At 64.7% G+C, this 16,265-nt stretch carries 15 protein-coding genes; 7 read left to right on the top strand and 8 right to left on the bottom strand.

What is annotated here, in order from left to right; genetic code table 11:
* Positions 1 to 75: 75 nt before the first annotated feature.
* From ADJ79_RS06335 to ADJ79_RS06310, 6 genes are all read right to left on the bottom strand, one after another.
* On the bottom strand, positions 76 to 1,635 hold the full coding sequence (locus ADJ79_RS06335) for a YifB family Mg chelatase-like AAA ATPase (protein WP_050715251.1): 1,560 nt from the start codon (positions 1,633 to 1,635) through the stop codon (positions 76 to 78).
* 170 nt (positions 1,636 to 1,805) lie between these two features.
* Positions 1,806 to 2,129, bottom strand: coding sequence for a multidrug efflux SMR transporter (locus ADJ79_RS06330; RefSeq protein ID WP_050715250.1), 324 nt, complete (start codon positions 2,127 to 2,129; stop codon positions 1,806 to 1,808).
* Positions 2,130 to 2,368: 239 nt separating this feature from the next.
* On the bottom strand, positions 2,369 to 3,274 hold the full coding sequence (locus ADJ79_RS06325) for an amino acid ABC transporter substrate-binding protein (protein WP_050715249.1): 906 nt from the start codon (positions 3,272 to 3,274) through the stop codon (positions 2,369 to 2,371).
* Between the two features lie 248 nt (positions 3,275 to 3,522).
* Positions 3,523 to 3,870 (bottom strand): GNAT family N-acetyltransferase, encoded by a 348-nt coding sequence (locus ADJ79_RS06320; protein WP_253273791.1) that lies wholly within the window; start codon positions 3,868 to 3,870, stop codon positions 3,523 to 3,525.
* A gap of 367 nt (positions 3,871 to 4,237) precedes the next feature.
* A complete protein-coding gene (locus ADJ79_RS06315; protein WP_156304058.1) occupies positions 4,238 to 5,155 on the bottom strand; it encodes an amino acid ABC transporter substrate-binding protein in 918 nt (305 codons plus the stop codon).
* Between the two features lie 154 nt (positions 5,156 to 5,309).
* Positions 5,310 to 6,227, bottom strand: coding sequence for an amino acid ABC transporter substrate-binding protein (locus ADJ79_RS06310; protein ID WP_050715246.1), 918 nt, complete (start codon positions 6,225 to 6,227; stop codon positions 5,310 to 5,312).
* A 146-nt stretch (positions 6,228 to 6,373) separates the two neighbouring features.
* Here ADJ79_RS06310 and mnmG point away from each other — a divergent pair, with 146 nt between their 5' ends.
* The 6 genes from mnmG (at position 6,374) to ADJ79_RS06280 (ending at position 11,584) form a co-directional block, all read left to right on the top strand.
* Positions 6,374 to 8,290, top strand: coding sequence for a tRNA uridine-5-carboxymethylaminomethyl(34) synthesis enzyme MnmG (gene mnmG, locus ADJ79_RS06305; protein ID WP_050715245.1), 1,917 nt, complete (start codon positions 6,374 to 6,376; stop codon positions 8,288 to 8,290).
* A complete protein-coding gene (gene rsmG, locus ADJ79_RS06300; protein WP_050715244.1) occupies positions 8,287 to 8,925 on the top strand; it encodes a 16S rRNA (guanine(527)-N(7))-methyltransferase RsmG in 639 nt (212 codons plus the stop codon). The genes mnmG and rsmG overlap by 4 nt, the downstream gene beginning before the upstream one ends.
* 94 nt (positions 8,926 to 9,019) lie before the next feature.
* Positions 9,020 to 9,805 carry a ParA family protein gene (locus tag ADJ79_RS06295; RefSeq protein ID WP_050715243.1) on the top strand — a complete coding sequence of 262 codons (786 nt, stop codon included), beginning with the start codon at positions 9,020 to 9,022 and terminating at the stop codon, positions 9,803 to 9,805.
* 105 nt (positions 9,806 to 9,910) lie between these two features.
* Positions 9,911 to 10,234 (top strand): hypothetical protein, encoded by a 324-nt coding sequence (locus tag ADJ79_RS06290; protein ID WP_050715242.1) that lies wholly within the window; start codon positions 9,911 to 9,913, stop codon positions 10,232 to 10,234.
* A 16-nt stretch (positions 10,235 to 10,250) separates the two neighbouring features.
* Positions 10,251 to 10,583 (top strand): type II toxin-antitoxin system RelE/ParE family toxin, encoded by a 333-nt coding sequence (locus ADJ79_RS06285; protein WP_050715241.1) that lies wholly within the window; start codon positions 10,251 to 10,253, stop codon positions 10,581 to 10,583.
* 47 nt (positions 10,584 to 10,630) lie between these two features.
* The gene (locus tag ADJ79_RS06280; RefSeq protein ID WP_050715240.1) at positions 10,631 to 11,584 is read left to right on the top strand and encodes a ParB/RepB/Spo0J family partition protein; all 954 of its coding nucleotides are present in this window, start codon (positions 10,631 to 10,633) and stop codon (positions 11,582 to 11,584) included.
* A 230-nt stretch (positions 11,585 to 11,814) separates the two neighbouring features.
* Here the strand turns inward: ADJ79_RS06280 and cysK are convergent, their stop codons facing one another.
* Positions 11,815 to 12,747, bottom strand: coding sequence for a cysteine synthase A (cysK, locus tag ADJ79_RS06275; RefSeq protein WP_050715239.1), 933 nt, complete (start codon positions 12,745 to 12,747; stop codon positions 11,815 to 11,817).
* A gap of 446 nt (positions 12,748 to 13,193) precedes the next feature.
* Complete coding sequence (locus tag ADJ79_RS06270; RefSeq protein WP_253273790.1) at positions 13,194 to 15,560, bottom strand: cation-translocating P-type ATPase; 2,367 nt, start codon at positions 15,558 to 15,560, stop codon at positions 13,194 to 13,196.
* 243 nt (positions 15,561 to 15,803) lie between these two features.
* On the opposite strand from ADJ79_RS06270, the gene cadR reads away from it, so the two are divergent.
* Positions 15,804 to 16,247, top strand: coding sequence for a Cd(II)/Pb(II)-responsive transcriptional regulator (cadR, locus tag ADJ79_RS06265; RefSeq protein ID WP_050715238.1), 444 nt, complete (start codon positions 15,804 to 15,806; stop codon positions 16,245 to 16,247).
* The last annotated feature ends 18 nt before the right edge of the window (positions 16,248 to 16,265 follow it).

Genomic DNA, 16,265 nt, shown 5'->3' with positions numbered 1-16,265 from the left:
GCTTTTCGGGTTTTTCATAGCATTTTTCGTGCCATATTCATGTAATAGGCGCGCTTGTCTCTTTCTTTGCATTCATTAATGGCGCGCGGCGGCCGCGCCCAGTGCGCGCCGGTATTGCACGGCTTCGGCCACGTGGGCGGCGGCCACGGTGGGGCTGCCGGCCAGGTCGGCAATGGTGCGGGCCACTTTCAGGGCGCGGTGCGTGGCGCGGGCGCTCCAGCCCAGGCGCTCGGCGGCGGTTTGGGCAAAGCGGGCGGCTTCGGGCTGCAAATGCAGATATTCATCCAGCGCCTGCCCGGCCAGATATTGATTGGGCATGCCTTGCCGCGCCAGCGCGCGCTGCCAGGCGGCGGCGCAGCGCGCGCGTATGGCGGCGCTGCTTTCGCCAGGCGGGGCGGCCAGCAGCTCGGCGGCGGGCAGGGCGGGCACTTCCACGTGCAGGTCGATGCGGTCCAGCAGCGGGCCGGAGAGCTTGCCTTGATAGCGGGCGATTTGGTCCGGCGTGCAGCGGCAGGCGTGACGCGCATCGCCCAGGTGGCCGCAAGGGCAGGGGTTCATGGCGGCTACGAGCTGAAAGCGCGCCGGAAATTCGGCCCGCTGCGCGGCGCGCGAGATGGTGATGTGGCCCGATTCCAGCGGCTCGCGCAAGGCTTCCAGCGCGGCGCGGGGGAATTCGGGCAGTTCATCCAGAAACAGCACGCCGTTGTGCGCCAGCGAAATTTCGCCCGGCTTGGGCGGCGAGCCGCCGCCGACCAGCGCCACGGCGCTGGCCGAGTGGTGCGGTGCGCAAGTAGGGCGCAAACCCCATTGGGCCAGCGAAAAGCGCCCGGCCAGGCTGGCGATGGCGGCGCTTTGCAGCGCGTCTGGCGCGCTCATGGGCGGCAGCAGGCCCGCAAAGCGCTGCGCGAGCATGGATTTGCCCGTGCCCGGCGGCCCGGACATGAGCAGGCTGTGGCCGCCAGCGGCGGCGATTTCCAGCGCGCGCTTGGCGGCGGCCTGGCCTTTCACATCGGCCAGATCGGGGTATTGGGGCGCAGCGGCGGGCGTGGCGCCGGCCAGCTTGGCCCAGCCGCTGGCCGCGTCTGAAGCGGGCGGCGGCGCGCCGTCAGGCAGAAATTGCGCCACCACGTCCAGCAAATGGCGGGCGCGGTACACGTCAATGCCTGGCGCCAGCGCCGCTTCTTCCGCGCTGCCGGGCGGCAGCACGAGGCGAACGCGGGCGGCGTCTTCCGTCTGCGCCGCGTGCAGGGCCGCCGCCGTGGCCAGCGCGCCGCGCACGGGGCGCAGCTCGCCTGAAAGCGACAGCTCGCCCGCAAATTCCCAGCCCGCGAGCTTGCGCCCGTCAATCTGGCCGCTGGCTGCCAGAATGCCCAGCGCAATGGGCAGATCAAAGCGGCCCGAATCCTTGGGCAAATCAGCCGGGGCCAGATTGACGGTGATGCGCTGGTTGTGCGGAAATTGCAGGCCGCTGTTAAGCAAGGCGCTGCGCACGCGCTCGCGCGCTTCTTTCACCTCTATATCGGCCAGGCCCACCAGCGTGAACGCGGGCAGGCCATTGGCCAGGTGCGCTTCCACCGCCACGGCGGGCGCGGCCAGCCCCATCAGGGCGCGGCCCTGCACCAGACTCAATCCCATGCTCGGCTCCCTTCCATTTTTCGCTGGCCTGTTTGACTATGAAAATAATAGCTGCCCGGGCTTGTTTCACGGGCGCAAGCGGCTCAAAAGGCCCCCGGAAACTCAATATTGAAAGGCGCGGGACACCTGTGCTGAACGCATGGGACTGGCCATTTCACGAGCGGGCGTTTTCAGCGTCCGCTTGAGAGTTTCATCACGGCCACGCCGCTGATGATCAGCGCCGCGCCGAGCCAGCGGCCAAAGGTGGCAGCGTCGTTGAAAAAGAGAACGCCCACGAGAAATGTGCCTGCCGCGCCAATGCCCGTCCACACCGCATAGGCGGTGCCCATCGGAATTTCCTTCTGGGCGAGAAAAAGCAGGAAACCGCTGCCTGCCATGAAGAGAACGGCGGCGGCGATGCCCGCGAGGCGGCAGCCGTCTTGCTGCGCGTATTTGAGGCCCAGCGGCCAGCCGATTTCCAGCAGCCCGGCGGTGATGAGAAAAAGCCAGCTCATGTCGTGGTTTCTGTAATGAAAAAGAGGGCGCGCGCTGCATCTGCCCGATAAGGATTCACAAGGGTTCGCCAGGCGGCGCACGCCGCCATGATGCATGAAAAAAAGGAGCAAATTTAAGAGGCGGAAATACCGTCTTGCGCAGATTCCACTAGGACCCCTTGCTCTGATTCAAGGAGTAAAAGAATGCTGCGCATCCGCCCTTCACATTCGGCCCCGCGCAGCCAGCCGCGAGCGGGCGCTCACAGCATGACCCAGTCCGCCACATAGGCGCTGGGTCGCTGGAAGTTGTCGTTGAGCAGCCTGCCGGGGGCCAAGTCCAGGCTGTAGCCCAGTTCGGGCAGCGGGCTGCGGAACCAGCGCTGGTACATCTCCTGCATGGCGCCGCTGCGGTACAGGCGCTTCATTTCGCCATCCACCAGGCTGCCCAGCTCCCGGTCGGCCTTGCTGAATGCCAGGGACAGCGGCTCAATGGACAAGGCAGGCCCCACCAATTCCAGATGCCGGGACGACTGGCGCGCGCGCACCAGCAGCTGAACGTCGTCTGTCAGGATGCCGTCGATCCTGCCTTGCTCCAGCGCGGTCACGCCGTCATTGGTGCTGTCAAACAGCTGCGTTTTCCAGCCGTCGGTGTGCTGGCGCTGGTGTTTTTGCATCACCAGCTCGCCCGTGGTGCCTTTGACCAGCCCCAGCGTCTTGTTCTTCATGTCCTGCAAGGAGAGGATGCCCTCGCCTTCGCGCACCAGCAGGCGCGCGCCCGCATAAAAGTAGGTCAGCCCCAAGGCCACCAGCTCGCGCCGGGCGGGCGTGTTGGTGGTCACGCCGCATTCAAGGTCAATGCGCTTGTCAAGAATGGAGCGCACGCGGTCCGCCGAGGTCACGGGAACGTAGCGCACTTCCAGGCGAGGCAGCTTCAAATGCTCCTGCACGGCGGCGGCCAGGCGCTGGCAGGTTTCAATGGCGTAGCCCACCACTTGTCCGCTTTTGGTTTTCCATGAGAACGGTATGGCGTTTTCGCGGTAACCCAGGGTCATGCGCCCCGTGTTTCTGATGGCATCCAGGGTTTCACCCCCCCATGCGCTGCCTGCGCCCAGCAAAGCCAAGGAAAACACGCAGACAGCGCGGCGGACAGAGTTGTTCAACAGCATTTCATCAACCTCATTCGCAGCCTTGTCGCAGGAATGCGACGAACCCAGCGCAACAAAGTGTGGAATATTACCGGAATATGGCTTTCCGCGCTTTTTCACCGCCACGGCGCTTGCGCAAAGAGGGTGTTTCTGGCTGGCTGCTGGCTGATTGAGGCCGCCTCAAGCTGAAATATGTGAATATTGCTTATCGACAGGATATTGACGATAAATTCACGATATGCCTGAATCAAAATTGAACGGATTAATTCTCACGCCTTGACCCAAGCGCTCATATGCTGTGAAAAACCGATGTGCGGATAGTAACCAGCGGCGTCCGGCGCGGCCAGCAAAATGATTTTGCACGCGGGATGCAGCGCCGATTTCACCTTGTCAATCAAGGCGATGCCGACACCTTGTTTCTGGTGCGATTCACGCACGGCCAGATCAGACAGATAGCAGCAGTAGGCAAAATCCGTCACGCAACGGGCCACGCCGATCAGCGAGGCCGCATCCCAGGCCGTCACCACCAGATTGGCATGCGCAAGCATGGCGGCGATGCGAGCGGAATCATCCAGGGGCCGCCGCGCGCCCAGGCTGGTATTTTTCAGCAATTCCACGAATTGGCTGCCGCTGATGGGTTCATTGATTTTGAAAGTAATCATGCCGTGCTCAGTGAATATATCCAGGCCTCACATGGCAGCCTTTGTCGCAATTTGAGAAATGGATTTTGAAACGCGCCAAAAACAATCCGGCGGATTTCCCGCCAGACTGGCGCTTGGCCTTGAGATGAAGCGAAAGACGCCGACGCGCAGCAGGCCGGCTTGCGGCGGCCTTGAAAAATCGCTGGAACACGCAGGGAGCAGGCAGAGTTATTTAGCTCCTTTATTCATAGCGCGATGTCCTAGTGGAAACTGCACGAAGCGGCATTTTTAGCCCTTGAATTCGCTCCTGTTTCTGACGCTTGCAGGCGGGCTGAGCAGGCTCCTACATCACCGTCCAGTCGGTCACGTAAGCCGTGGGGCGGCGCAGGTTGTCTTGCAGCAGGGCGCCCATTTTCAGGTTCAGGTTGTAGCCCAGGCCGGGCAGGGGAGAGAGAAACCAGCGCTTGTAGATGGCGTCCATTTCTCCGTCGCGGTAGAGCTGCTGCATGATTTGCAGCACCACCCGTTCCAGCTCCGGATCGCTTTTGCTGAACATGGGGGCCAGCGGCTCAATGGAGTAACGCTGCGCCGGAACGGAAAATTTGCCGCCGGATTGCGCGGCGATGGTGAGCAAAGTGACATCGTCGTCGAGCAGGGCGTCGATCTCGCCTTGCTCCAGCGCGGTTGTGGCTTCGCGCATGGATTTGAAGGTTTTGAGCGTCCAGCCGCCGCTGCGGTTTTTGTGGATGTCGATGATTTGGTTGCCGGTGGCTCCTTCGAGCACGCCCAGATTCTTGCCCCTGAGGCCGCTCAGGCCCGTGATGCCGCTGCCTTCACGAACCATCAGCGCCGAGCCGGCATAGAAATAGGCCAAGCCAAAAGCCACTTGTTCGCGCCGCGCCTTGTTGTTGGTGGTGCCGGCGCATTCCATGTCGATTTCGCCATTGACGACGGCGGGAATGCGCGTGGATTCAAGCACGGGCACAGCCTGCACTTGCAGCTTGGGCAGTTTCAGATGGGCGGCAATGCCTGCGGCAATGCGCTGGCAAATGTCAGGCGCGTAGCCTGTTGCAGCGCCGGGGCTGGTTTCCCATGAAAAGGGCACGCCATTCGGGCGGTAGCCCATCTTGAACACGCCGGTGGCCTGGATGCGGTTCAGCACCGGCCCCGCATGCGCAGGCGACGCCAGGGCCGCGCAAGCAGCCAAGCCCGCCAGCAGGCGCAGGGCCAGGCGGGAGAAAGAAGCAGAAGCGATTGTCATGATTTGCAAGGGTTTTCACCGAGGGAATGTAATTATGGATTGCATTCTGCTTGCGCGGGTGAAAGCGCTTGCAGCAAAGTTCGTTTCAGTATTTCCTGTGCAGATACACAGAGAGGCTGTCTGCTGATTCTCCTTGGGGGAGAAGGAGGCGTGCTTACACCACCGTCCAGTCCGCCACATAGCTTGTGGGGCGGCGCAGGTTGTCTTGCAGCAAGGCGCTCATTTTCAGGTTCAGGTTGTAGCCCAGACCAGGCAGGGGGGAGAGAAACCAGCGCTTGTAGATGGCGTCCATTTCTCCATCGCGATAAAGCTGCTGCATGGCTTGCAGCACCACTTTTTCCAGCTCGGGATCAGACTTGCTGAACATGGGCGCCAGCGGTTCGATGGAGTAGCGCTGCGCCAGCACGGAAAGCTTGCCGCCGGATTGCGCCGCTGCGGTGAGCAGGGTGACGTCGTCGTACATCAGCGCGTCAATCTCGCCGCGCCCCAGCGCCGCCGTGGCCTCGTTCATGGATTTGAAGGTTTTGAGCGTCCAGCCGCCATTGTCGTTTTTGAGTTCGGCAATCTGGCTGCTGGTGGAGCCTTCGATCGTGCCCAGCTTTTTGCCTCTGCAATTGCCAAGACCCGTGATGCCGCCGCCTTCACGAACCATCAGCGCCGAGCCGGCATAGAAATAAGGCAAGCCGAAAGCCACTTGTTCGCGCCGCGCCTTGCTGTTGGTGGTGCCAGCGCATTCAATGTCGATTTCTCCATTGATGACGGCCGAAATGCGAGTGGATTCAAGCACGGGCACAGCCTGCACTTGCAGCTTGGGCAGTTTCAGATGGCTGGCGATGCTGGCGGCGATGCGCTGGCAAATATCCGGCGCATATCCGGTCGCTGCGCTTGGCCCTGTTTCCCACGAGAAAGGCGCGCCGTCGGCCCGGTATCCCATTTTCAATACGCCCGTGGACTGAATGCGATCCAGCACGGAACCGGCCTGCGCCACGGACGGCGCGGCGCAGACAAACAAAGAGGCCGCGCAGGCAGCCAGCAGGCAGCGCGCGAAAGAAAGAGTCGTTGCGTGTTTCATGCGGCATGAGCGGGTTGAAGAAAAAGCATTTTAAATGACGAATTGTTTCAGACACATTCATAAAAGCGCGGCGCGAATAACCCAATCGGCTCTGCTTCATATAATTTCAGCCCAGGCCCGCATTCATTGCCGGGCTTTTTTTGTTTATGAAATCAAGCACTGTTTTTCCCCGCCGATTTGACGTGATTGTGGTGGGCGGCGGCCACGCTGGCGCTGAAGCGGCCCTGGCGGCGGCCCGCATGGGCTGCGCCACGCTGCTGCTGACGCACAGCATTGAAACCCTGGGGCAAATGAGCTGCAACCCCAGCATTGGCGGCATTGGCAAGGGCCATCTGGTGCGAGAGGTGGATGCGCTGGGCGGCGCGATGGCGCTGGCGGCGGATGAAGCGGGCATTCAGTTCCGCACGCTCAACGGCAGCAAAGGGCCGGCCGTGCGCGCCACGCGCGCGCAAGCCGATCGCGTGCTGTACCGCGCGGCCATGCGCGGGCGGCTGGAAAACCAGCCCAATCTCTGGCTGTTCCAGCAGGCAGTGGATGATGTGCAAGTGCAAGGCGGGCGCGCCGTGGGCGTGGTCACGCAAATGGGCCTGGCCTTCGAGGCGCGGGCGGTGGTGCTGACGGCAGGCACGTTTTTGAATGGGCGCATCCACATCGGGCTGGACAACTACGCGGGCGGCCGCGCGGGCGATGCGCCTTCCATTTCGCTGGCGGCGCGGCTGAGGGAACTCCAGCTGCCGCAAGGGCGCCTGAAAACAGGCACGCCGCCGCGCCTGGACGGACGCACGATTGATTTTTCCGCCTGCACGGAGCAGCCCGGCGACGCAGACCCCGTGCCTGTTTTCAGCTTCATGGGCCACGCCAGCATGCACCCTCGGCAAGTGCCATGCTGGATAACCAACACCAACGAGCGCACGCACGACATCATTCGCAGCGGCTTTGACCGCAGCCCCATGTTCACGGGGCAGATCGAGGGCGTGGGGCCGCGCTACTGCCCCAGCGTGGAAGACAAGATCAACCGCTTCGCGGGCAAAGACAGCCACCAGATTTTTCTGGAGCCGGAGGGCTTGAGCACGAACGAGTTTTACCCCAATGGCATTTCCACCAGCCTGCCTTTCGATATCCAATACGCGCTGGTGCGCAGCATTCGCGGGCTGGAAAACGCGCACATTCTGCGGCCCGGCTACGCCATCGAATATGACTATTTCGATCCGCGCGCGCTGAAAAGCAGCTTTGAAACCAGGCAAATCGAAGGCCTGTTTTTTGCTGGCCAGATCAACGGCACCACAGGCTACGAGGAGGCAGCGGCGCAAGGGCTGTTTGCAGGCCTGAACGCCGCCTTGCAAGTCAAGGGCGAGCCGCCGTGGCTGCCGCGCCGCGACGAAGCCTATCTGGGCGTACTGGTGGACGACCTGATCACCAAGGGTGTAACCGAGCCATACCGCATGTTCACCAGCCGTGCCGAATACCGCCTGCAATTGCGCGAAGACAACGCCGACATGCGGCTGACGGAAACGGGCCGCCGTCTGGGCCTGGTGGATGACGCGCGCTGGGATGCGTTCTGCCGCAAGCGCGATGCTGTTTCACGTGAAACACAGAGGCTGAAATCCACCTGGGTGAATCCGCGCACGCTGCCTGCCAGCGAGGCGGAGCGCGTGCTGGGCAAGGCCATTGAGCACGAGCATCATCTTTTTGATTTGCTGCGCCGCCCGGGCGTGAGCCATGCCGCGTTGATGACGCTGCCAAACGCGGCCGCCGGGCGTGACGATGCCAACCTGACGCCAGCCGCCATCGAACAAGTGGAAATCGCCGCCAAATACGCAGGCTACATCGACCGCCAGAAAGATGAAGTAGCCCGCGCGGCGCATTTTGAAAATCTGCGTCTGCCGCCGCAACTGGATTACATGCAGGTGACAGCGCTGTCGATCGAGGCGCGCCAAAAGCTCAATGCGCACAAGCCAGAAACGCTGGGACAGGCCAGCCGCATTTCCGGCATCACGCCCGCCAGCATTTCGCTGCTGCTGATTCATCTGAAAAAAAGCGGTTTCAAAGGACTGGTTCCATGAAAGCGGCCCTGCTGCAAGGCGCGCAAGCGCTGGGGCTGGCGCTGGATGATGGGCAGTTCGAATCCCTGCTGGCCTATCTGGCTCTGCTGGCCAAATGGAACCGCGTTTACAACCTCACGGCGGTTCGCAGCGCGCCAGACATGCTCACGCATCACCTGCTGGACAGTCTGGCCGTGCTGCGCCCTTTGCAGGCGCAAACGCAGGGCAGGGCGCTGAAGCTGCTGGACGCAGGCTCTGGCGGCGGCCTGCCAGGCGTGGCGCTGGCCATTTGCCGCCCTGAACTGGACGTGACATGCGTGGATGCCGTGGCCAAAAAGGCTGCTTTCATTCAGCAAGCAGCGGCCACTCTGAAACTGCCCAATCTGCGCGGCCTGCATGCGCGCGTGGAAAGCTTGGGCGGCCCGTTTGACCTCATCACATCGCGCGCCTTCGCTTCCCTGGCTGATTTCACGGCCTGGACCGCGCAGGCGCTGGCTCCGCATGGCGTCTGGATGGCCATGAAAGGCAAGCTGCCCGATGAAGAAATCGCCGCCTTGCCGCCTGATGTGGATGTGTTTCACGTGGAACATCTGACCGTTCCGGGGCTGAATGCCGAGCGCTGCATCATCTGGTTGCGCAAAAGGGCAGGGCAGTAGGGCTGCTGCGTTTCGGATGAGCATGGGTTTGCCTGAAAATAGGCGGCCCAAAAAGCACCGCCAGCGTCTTCATTCTTCTCGCGCCGTTTTCATCATGTCCCGCATCTTCTGTATTGCCAACCAAAAAGGCGGCGTTGGCAAAACCACCACGACCGTCAATCTCGCCGCAGGGCTGGCCCGCATCGGGCAGCGCGTGCTGCTGGTGGATATGGACCCTCAAGGCAATGCCACGATGGGGTCGGGCGTGGACAAGCACAGCCTGCCGCATAGCGTGTATGACGTGCTCATCGGCAGCGTCACCGTGGCCGAAGCGGTGCGCCGCCCGGCTGATCTGGCCGAGGCGGGCTGCGGCTATGCCGTGCTGGGCGCCAATCGCGAGCTGGCGGGCGCTGAGGTGGAGCTGGTTCAGCTTGAACAGCGTGAAAAGCGCCTGAAAAACGCCCTGGCGGCGGTGCGCGGGGATTACGACTTCATCCTCATCGACTGCCCGCCCGCCTTGAGCCTGCTCACGCTCAACGGCCTGTGCGCGGCCCAGGGCGTGATCGTGCCCATGCAGTGCGAATATTTCGCGCTGGAGGGGCTGGCCGACCTCACCAACACCATCAAGCTCGTGCACGCCAATCTCAATCGCGATTTGCGCCTGATTGGCTTGCTGCGGGTCATGTTCGATCCGCGCATCACCTTGCAGCAGCAAGTGAGCGACCAGCTCAAGCGCCACTATGGCGACCGGGTGTTTGACACCGTCATTCCCCGCAATGTACGCCTGGCCGAAGCGCCCAGCTACGGTCTGCCGGGCGTCGTATTCGATTCCCACGCCAAAGGCAGCCAGGCCTTCATCGCCTTCGCCCATGAGATGGTTCAGCGCGGCCTTCAGGCTTGAGCATCCAAACCGCCGCAAGTCCCCGTGAAATCAGCGCAGGCAGCTATTATTTTTGTAGTTATTTCATGAGCGCCATGCCTGAATCCCGGTGAATAGACTCACGCCATGCCCAAAACCGCCCCCAACGCCAGCGCCACGGCTTGCACACTGAAGCTGCCCGCCGCGCTGCATCAGCAAATTGAAGCGGCCGCACAGGCCGCAGGCCAGGAAACCGCCGAGTGGATGCTGGCCGCCCTGCAAGCGGCTGCCGAGCGGCACCAGCTCGGCCACCAATTCATGCACGACGCGCAAGCCGCGCAACGCCACCTGAGCGAAAGCGGCCAAGGTCACCCTTGGGAAGAAGTGCGTTCGTACTTCGCCCGGCTGGCGCAGCACCGCGCCGGCCATGCCAGCCTGCCGCCCGCGCCCGTGGCCCGCCCCATTGACTGAACCTGCGCCGCAAGCCATGCCTTTTTCTGCCGCCCTCACAGCCGCCGTCAGGCTCATCCTCGCGCCCCACGCCTTGCAAGACCTCATGCGCATCGAGCAAACCCTGTGGTGCGAGCGCGGCCCGCAAGCCGCCCCCGTCTTCACCTTTTTGCTGGATGGCCTTCAATCGCTGTCTGCCCAGCCCGGCGTGGGCCGCCCGGTGGGCGACGGCCTGCGCGAGCTGGCCATCCGGCGGGGCCGCGACCACTATCTGGCCCGCTACCACTACGACGCCCCCCGCCAGCGCGTGCTCGTGCTGTGCTTGCGCGGCAAGGCCGAACTCATTTGTCACTGCGGCGAAGCCCATTGACCCTTGCCGCTGGTTCAACACCCGATTCAAGCTTTTTTCAACTCATCATGGCAACCAAAAAAACCAAAGGACTGGGCCGTGGCCTGGACGCCCTGCTCATTCCCGAACCCGCCGCCGCCGATCCCGCTGGCGTGCCCATGCTCTTGCCGCTGGAAGAAATCAGCCCCGGCCAGTACCAGCCGCGCACCCGCATGGACGAAGGCGCGCTGTACGAGCTGGCCGAAAGCATCCGCGCGCAAGGCATCATGCAGCCCATCCTCGTGCGCCAGCTGGCGCAGCCCAGGGCCGTGACGCTGCCAGCGGCAGACGGCGCAGGCGAAGAAACCGCAACAGCGCACTACGAAATCATCGCGGGCGAGCGGCGCTACCGCGCAGCCCGTCTGGCCGGGCTGACGCAAGTGCCCGTGCTCGTGCGCGAAGTGGCCGACGAAGCCGCCGCCGCCATGGCCCTCATTGAAAACATCCAGCGCGAAAACCTCAACCCGCTGGAAGAAGCGCAAGGCATCAAGCGCCTGGTGAACGAATTTGGCCTCACGCACGAGCAAGCCGCGCAAGCCGTGGGCAAAAGCCGCAGCGCCGCCAGCAACCTGCTGCGCCTGCTCAACCTGGCCGAGCCAGTGCAAACCATGCTCATGGCCGGCGACATCGACATGGGCCACGCGCGCGCCCTGCTGGCCTTGTCTGGCGCGGCGCAAATCACGGCCGCCAACCAGGTGGTGGCCCGCAAGATGAACGTGCGCGAGGCCGAGCGCCTTGTGCGCCAGCTCTCGCAGCCCCAGCCAGCCAGCGCCGCTCAAGAGGCCGCTCAGGCCGCCCCCGAAAAATCCGGCGACGTGCGCCGCGTGGAAGAAGAACTCTCTGACCTGCTGCTGGCGCAGGTGCAGGTGCGCGTGAAAAAAACCCGCCGCCAGGGCGCGCCCATCTCTGGCGAACTGGCCGTGCAGTTCGCTTCGCTGGACGAACTCAATGGCCTGATAGAGCGGCTGCGGCAAAGCGCCTGAGCGTCCGTGAGAACAGGTTCTGATGCGGGCGGGAAATGGGCGCCCAGGAAAATTTGCTCCTTTATCAATAGCATGAGGTCCTAGTGAAAAGAGCGCGAAACCGCTTTTTGACCCCTTTGAATTTGCTCCTGCTTTTGATACCCTTCAGCGCCTGCACGGCATGAAAAAACGGCTCCGCCGCGAGGCTGGAGCCGTTTGCTTTTGGCGTTTGCGCCTGGATGGGCGGCGCTTCAGGCGGCGGGCAGGTAGCCGTCCACCGAGAGGTAGCGCTCGCCCGTGTCGTAATTGAAGCCCAGCACGCGGCTGCCAGCGGGCAGTTCGGGCAGCTTTTGCGCAATGGCGGCCAGCGTGGCGCCGGTGCTGATGCCCACCAGAATGCCTTCTTCGCGCGCGCAGCGGCGGCCGTATTCCAGCGCGGCCTCGTTGGGCACGGCAATCACGCCGTCCAGCGCCGCCGTGTCCAGGTTGCGGGGGATGAAGCCCGCGCCTATGCCTTGCAGCGGGTGCGGGCCGGGCGCCTTGCCGCTGATGACGGCGGAAGCGGCCGGCTCCACGGCAAACACTTTCAACTGCGGCCACTGGGCCTTGAGCACGTGCGCCGCTGCCGAAATGTGGCCGCCGGTGCCCACGCCGGTGATCACGGCATCCAGCCCCTCGGGAAAGTCTTGCAGGATTTCCTGCGCCGTGGTGCGCTCGTGCGCGGCGGTGTTGGCCAGGTTGTCAAACTGTTGCGGAATCCAGGCGCTGGCGCCGGAGGCGGTGATTTGCGCGGCCAGCTCTTCGGCGCGGGCGATGGCGCCTTTCATGCCTTTTTCCCGGGGCGTGAGATCGAATGTGGCGCCATAGGCCAGCATCAGGCGGCGGCGCTCCACGCTCATGCTTTCGGGCATGACCAGAATGATTTTGTAGCCCTTGACGGCGGCCACCATCGCCAGCCCCACGCCGGTGTTGCCGCTGGTGGGTTCGATGATGGTGCCGCCGGGCTTGAGGGCGCCGCTTTTCTCGGCTTCTTCCACCATGGCCAGCGCAATGCGGTCTTTGATGGAGCCGCCGGGGTTGGCGCGCTCCAGCTTGAGCCACACCTGCGCGGGCGGGGCAAAAAGGCGGTTGATGCGCACGTGCGGCGTGCGGCCTATGGTTTGCAGGATGTTGTCGGCTTTCATGGTGCGGGCGCTCCTTGCGCGGGTGGTGAAAGCGCGCATTCTGAATGAACGGGCGCTGATGCCGCTGCGTGATATGGGTATGCCTGCGCTGGATAAGAGCCGGCCCCGGACGCGGCTGGCCCCAGACTGGAATAGCTGGCAGCACGGACGCGCGGCGCGCCAAGAATCTGTTCGGAGCCTGACCGCGAGGGATGCCCGGGCGGGCCGTTGCAAGGCGCAGACGGGCCTTCGCCACTTGCCGCTTCTTTTGCCGCCTTGCTTTACCTTTGCTCCCTTTTCCCGCCCGGCAAAGTCCGGCCCCGCGCCCCAGGCCGCTGAACCGGGCGGCCGCATCCGCCTGATGCCATCAAAAAAAGGAGCAAATTCAAGAGGTAAAAATGGGCGCCAGCACAATTTCCACTAGGACATCACGCTATTGATTCGAGAGCGAAAACGGCTTGCCTGCGTCAGTCTTCACGCCAGCGCAGCAGGCGCAGCCCCAGGGTGACGACGAGCAGGCTGGCGCCGACATCGGCGAATACGGCCATCCACATGCTGGCGTGGCCCGTGACGGCCAGGGCCAAAAAGGCCAGCTTGATGCCCAGCGCCACGGCGATGTTGGCCCACAGCACGCGGTGGGTGTGGCGCGAAAGGCGGATGAGCGTGGCCACGCGGTTCAGGCCGCCGCTCATCAGCGCCACGTCGGCCGCTTCCAGCGCCACATCCGCGCCGGCGCCGCCGACGGCGATGCCAATGTCGGCGGCGGCCAGCGCGGGGGCGTCGTTGATGCCGTCGCCCACCATCGCCACGCGGCCTTGCGCTTGCAGGGCGCGCAGCTGCGCCAGCTTGCCGCCCGGCAGCAGTTCGGCGTGCGCCTGGCTGATGCCTGCGGCTTGCGCCACGGCGCCGACGGCTTGCGCGTGGTCGCCAGAGAGCATGACGGTTTGCACGCCCAGCTGGTGTAGCGCCTGCACGGCGGCGGCGGCTTCGGGTTTGATGGCGTCGGCCACGGCATACAGCGCCAGCGGGGTGAGGGTTTCGCCGCTTTCGCTTCCGATTCCGCTGCCTTCGCCTTCAGCGCGCGCCAGCAGGCTGACGCTGCGGCCCGCTGCCTGGTGCGCTTGCAACGCGGCTTGCCATTCAGGGGCGGATTCGGGGGCGGATTCAGAAGCGCGGGCCAGGCCCGCCGCGCGCGGGCTGATCAGGCACAGGCGCTGGCCTTGCACGGTGGCGCGCACGCCCAGGCCGGGCACGTCTTGCGCATCGGGCAAGTCCACGCTGGCGGCAAAGCCTTGCGCGGCCAGGCCGCTGGCGATGGCGCGGGCCACGGGGTGGTCGCTGTGCGCGGCCAATGCGTGCGCCCGGGCGTGCAAGGCGGCTTCATCCGCTTCGTCTGACAGCGGCTGGAGCGCGGCCAGCGCGGGCTGGCCCAGGGTGAGCGTGCCGGTTTTGTCAAAAGCCACGGTGCGCAGCTGGCGCGCCTGCTCCAGATACACGCCGCCCTTGATGAGCACGCCCAGCTGCGCGGCCCGCGCCAGCGCGCTGACCACGGTGGCGGGCGTGGCAATCACCAGCGCGCAAGGGCAGGCAATGACCAGCAGCACCAGCGCCTTGTAAATGGACTCGTGCCAGGGCCAGCTTGCCGCCAGCGGCCCCAGCAGCGCCACGGCCAGCGCCAGCGCAAACACCGCCGGCGTGTAAATGGCGGCAAAGCGGTCGATGAAGGCCTGCATGGGCGCGCGCTCGCTTTGCGCCTGCTCCACGGCGTGGATGATGCGGGCCAGCTGCGTGTCTTGCGCCGCCGCTGTCACGCGCACCAGCAGCGTGCCGCTCAAATTCAGCGTGCCGGCGTACACCGTGTCGCCCACGCACTTGTCCACCGGCAGGCTTTCGCCCGTGACGGGGGCCTGATTGACGGCGCTTTGGCCCTGAATCACCGTGCCGTCCAGCGCCAGGCGCGCGCCCGGCTTGGCGCGGATCACGCTGCCGGGGGCCACTTGTGCGGCGGGCAGCTTGCGCCAGGTTTCGCCGCTTTCGCCGCCTTGGCCGCTTTTGCCGTTTTCCACGCGCACTTCCGCCTGCGCGGGGGCCATGTCCAGCAGGCGGGCGATGGCGCCGCGCGCGCGGTCCACGGCGCGCGCTTCCAGATGCTCGGCCAGGGCGTAAAGCGCCATCACCATCGCCGCCTCGGGCCACTGGCCAATGGCGAAAGCGCCCGTGACGGCCACGGCCATCAGCGCGCTGATGGAAAGCCGCGCGCGCCTGAGCGCCGCCAGCCCCTTGGCATACGTGCAAAGGCCCGCCAGCAGCACCGCCAGCGCCGCCAGCGCCATGCCCGCTGCGGCCCAGGCTTCAGGCGCGAAGGCGTGCCACAGCTCCGCGCCCAGCGCCAGCGCCAGCGCCGCCAGCGTGCGCCCCAGCGCAGGCGGCAGCAGCAGCGCCTGCCAGGCCGCTTGCAGGCGCGAAAGCAGGCCCGAATGCAGGTCCGGGTGCAGGCCCGGGTGCAGGTCTGATCGCGCGCGCGAATGTGAATGCGGGTGCGCGTGCCCGTGTTCATGCCCGCAACAGCCGCCGCAGTGCCCGGCCGCTTGCGACGCATTTGAAGCATCTGGTGGCTGCGGCGCAAAGCCCGCGTTGCGCAGCGCCGCTTCCACGTGCGCCAGCGCCTCTTGTTCGGCGTGCACCGTCAGCGTGCGCGCGCCCAGCCGGAACGCCAGCCGCCGCACGCCCGCCACACGGGCCAGCGCATGGCGGATTTCGCTTTCTTCAGCGGCGCAATCCATGTTGGGAATGCGCCAGGTCACTTCGGCCAGGGCGGAGCTTGCGGTATTCATGCCGCCAATTGAAAACCCTGGAGCCGCTCCAGGGTCAAGCGCCCGGGCCGCTGCCTATGATGCGGCCGCCCCTCAGAATCTGTCCAGAGTCTGGCCGTGAGGGGCAAAAGCGCGAAACCGGGATGGGCTGCAAGGCATTTGCAATGCCGCGCAAGCCGCCTTCGGGCCGCGCCCGATTCCACAATTTCCGTCACACCTTCCGCATCACGGACAGACTTTGAACAGGTTCCCAAGAGTTTGGCCATGAAGATCAGCGAGCTTGCCCGCGCCACCGCCACGCCGGTGGACACCATCCGCTACTACGAGCGCCAGGGCCTGCTGCCCGCGCCTGCCCGCAGCGGCAACAACTGGCGCCACTACGGCAGCGCCCACGCCGAGCGGCTGGCCTTCATACGCCAGGGGCGGGGCCTGGGCATGTCGCTGCAAGAAATCAAAACCCTGCTGCGCTGCCTGGACGCGCCTTGCGGCGACTGCGGCGAAGTCAATCGCATGGTGGACGAGCACATCCGCCACATCAGCCAGCGCATCCGCGAGCTGCGCCAGCTGGAGCGCCAGCTCAAGGCGCTGCGCGCGCGCTGCCCCGCCGCGCAAGAGGCGGCCCGCTGCGGCATCTTGCGCGGCATGGCCGAGCAGGCCGCGCAAGACGGCCCGCCGCCCGCGCCCGTGCAAGGCGTGCATGGGCAGTAAGCAGGTTCAGTGAACGCG

Source organism: Ottowia sp. oral taxon 894, from assembly GCF_001262075.1.
GTDB classification, from domain to species: Bacteria; Pseudomonadota; Gammaproteobacteria; order Burkholderiales; family Burkholderiaceae_C; genus Ottowia; species Ottowia massiliensis.
This window is presented reverse-complemented; position numbering and strand designations above follow the sequence as displayed.

Excerpts from the sequence above, each read along its gene's own strand:
- ADJ79_RS06335 (WP_050715251.1), bottom strand. The coding sequence starts at position 1,635 with ATGGGATTGAGTCTGGTGCAGGGCCGCGCCCTGATGGGGCTGGCCGCG.
- rsmG (WP_050715244.1), top strand. The coding sequence starts at position 8,287 with ATGAAAGCGGCCCTGCTGCAAGGCGCGCAAGCGCTGGGGCTGGCGCTG.
- ADJ79_RS06290 (WP_050715242.1), top strand. The coding sequence starts at position 9,911 with ATGCCCAAAACCGCCCCCAACGCCAGCGCCACGGCTTGCACACTGAAG.
- ADJ79_RS06315 (WP_156304058.1), bottom strand. The coding sequence starts at position 5,155 with ATGACAATCGCTTCTGCTTCTTTCTCCCGCCTGGCCCTGCGCCTGCTG.
- ADJ79_RS06280 (WP_050715240.1), top strand. The coding sequence starts at position 10,631 with ATGGCAACCAAAAAAACCAAAGGACTGGGCCGTGGCCTGGACGCCCTG.
- ADJ79_RS06285 (WP_050715241.1), top strand. The coding sequence starts at position 10,251 with ATGCCTTTTTCTGCCGCCCTCACAGCCGCCGTCAGGCTCATCCTCGCG.
- ADJ79_RS06330 (WP_050715250.1), bottom strand. The coding sequence starts at position 2,129 with ATGAGCTGGCTTTTTCTCATCACCGCCGGGCTGCTGGAAATCGGCTGG.
- ADJ79_RS06325 (WP_050715249.1), bottom strand. The coding sequence starts at position 3,274 with ATGCTGTTGAACAACTCTGTCCGCCGCGCTGTCTGCGTGTTTTCCTTG.
- ADJ79_RS06310 (WP_050715246.1), bottom strand. The coding sequence starts at position 6,227 with ATGAAACACGCAACGACTCTTTCTTTCGCGCGCTGCCTGCTGGCTGCC.
- cysK (WP_050715239.1), bottom strand. The coding sequence starts at position 12,747 with ATGAAAGCCGACAACATCCTGCAAACCATAGGCCGCACGCCGCACGTG.
- ADJ79_RS06295 (WP_050715243.1), top strand. The coding sequence starts at position 9,020 with ATGTCCCGCATCTTCTGTATTGCCAACCAAAAAGGCGGCGTTGGCAAA.
- cadR (WP_050715238.1), top strand. The coding sequence starts at position 15,804 with ATGAAGATCAGCGAGCTTGCCCGCGCCACCGCCACGCCGGTGGACACC.
- mnmG (WP_050715245.1), top strand. The coding sequence starts at position 6,374 with ATGAAATCAAGCACTGTTTTTCCCCGCCGATTTGACGTGATTGTGGTG.
- ADJ79_RS06270 (WP_253273790.1), bottom strand. The coding sequence starts at position 15,560 with ATGAATACCGCAAGCTCCGCCCTGGCCGAAGTGACCTGGCGCATTCCC.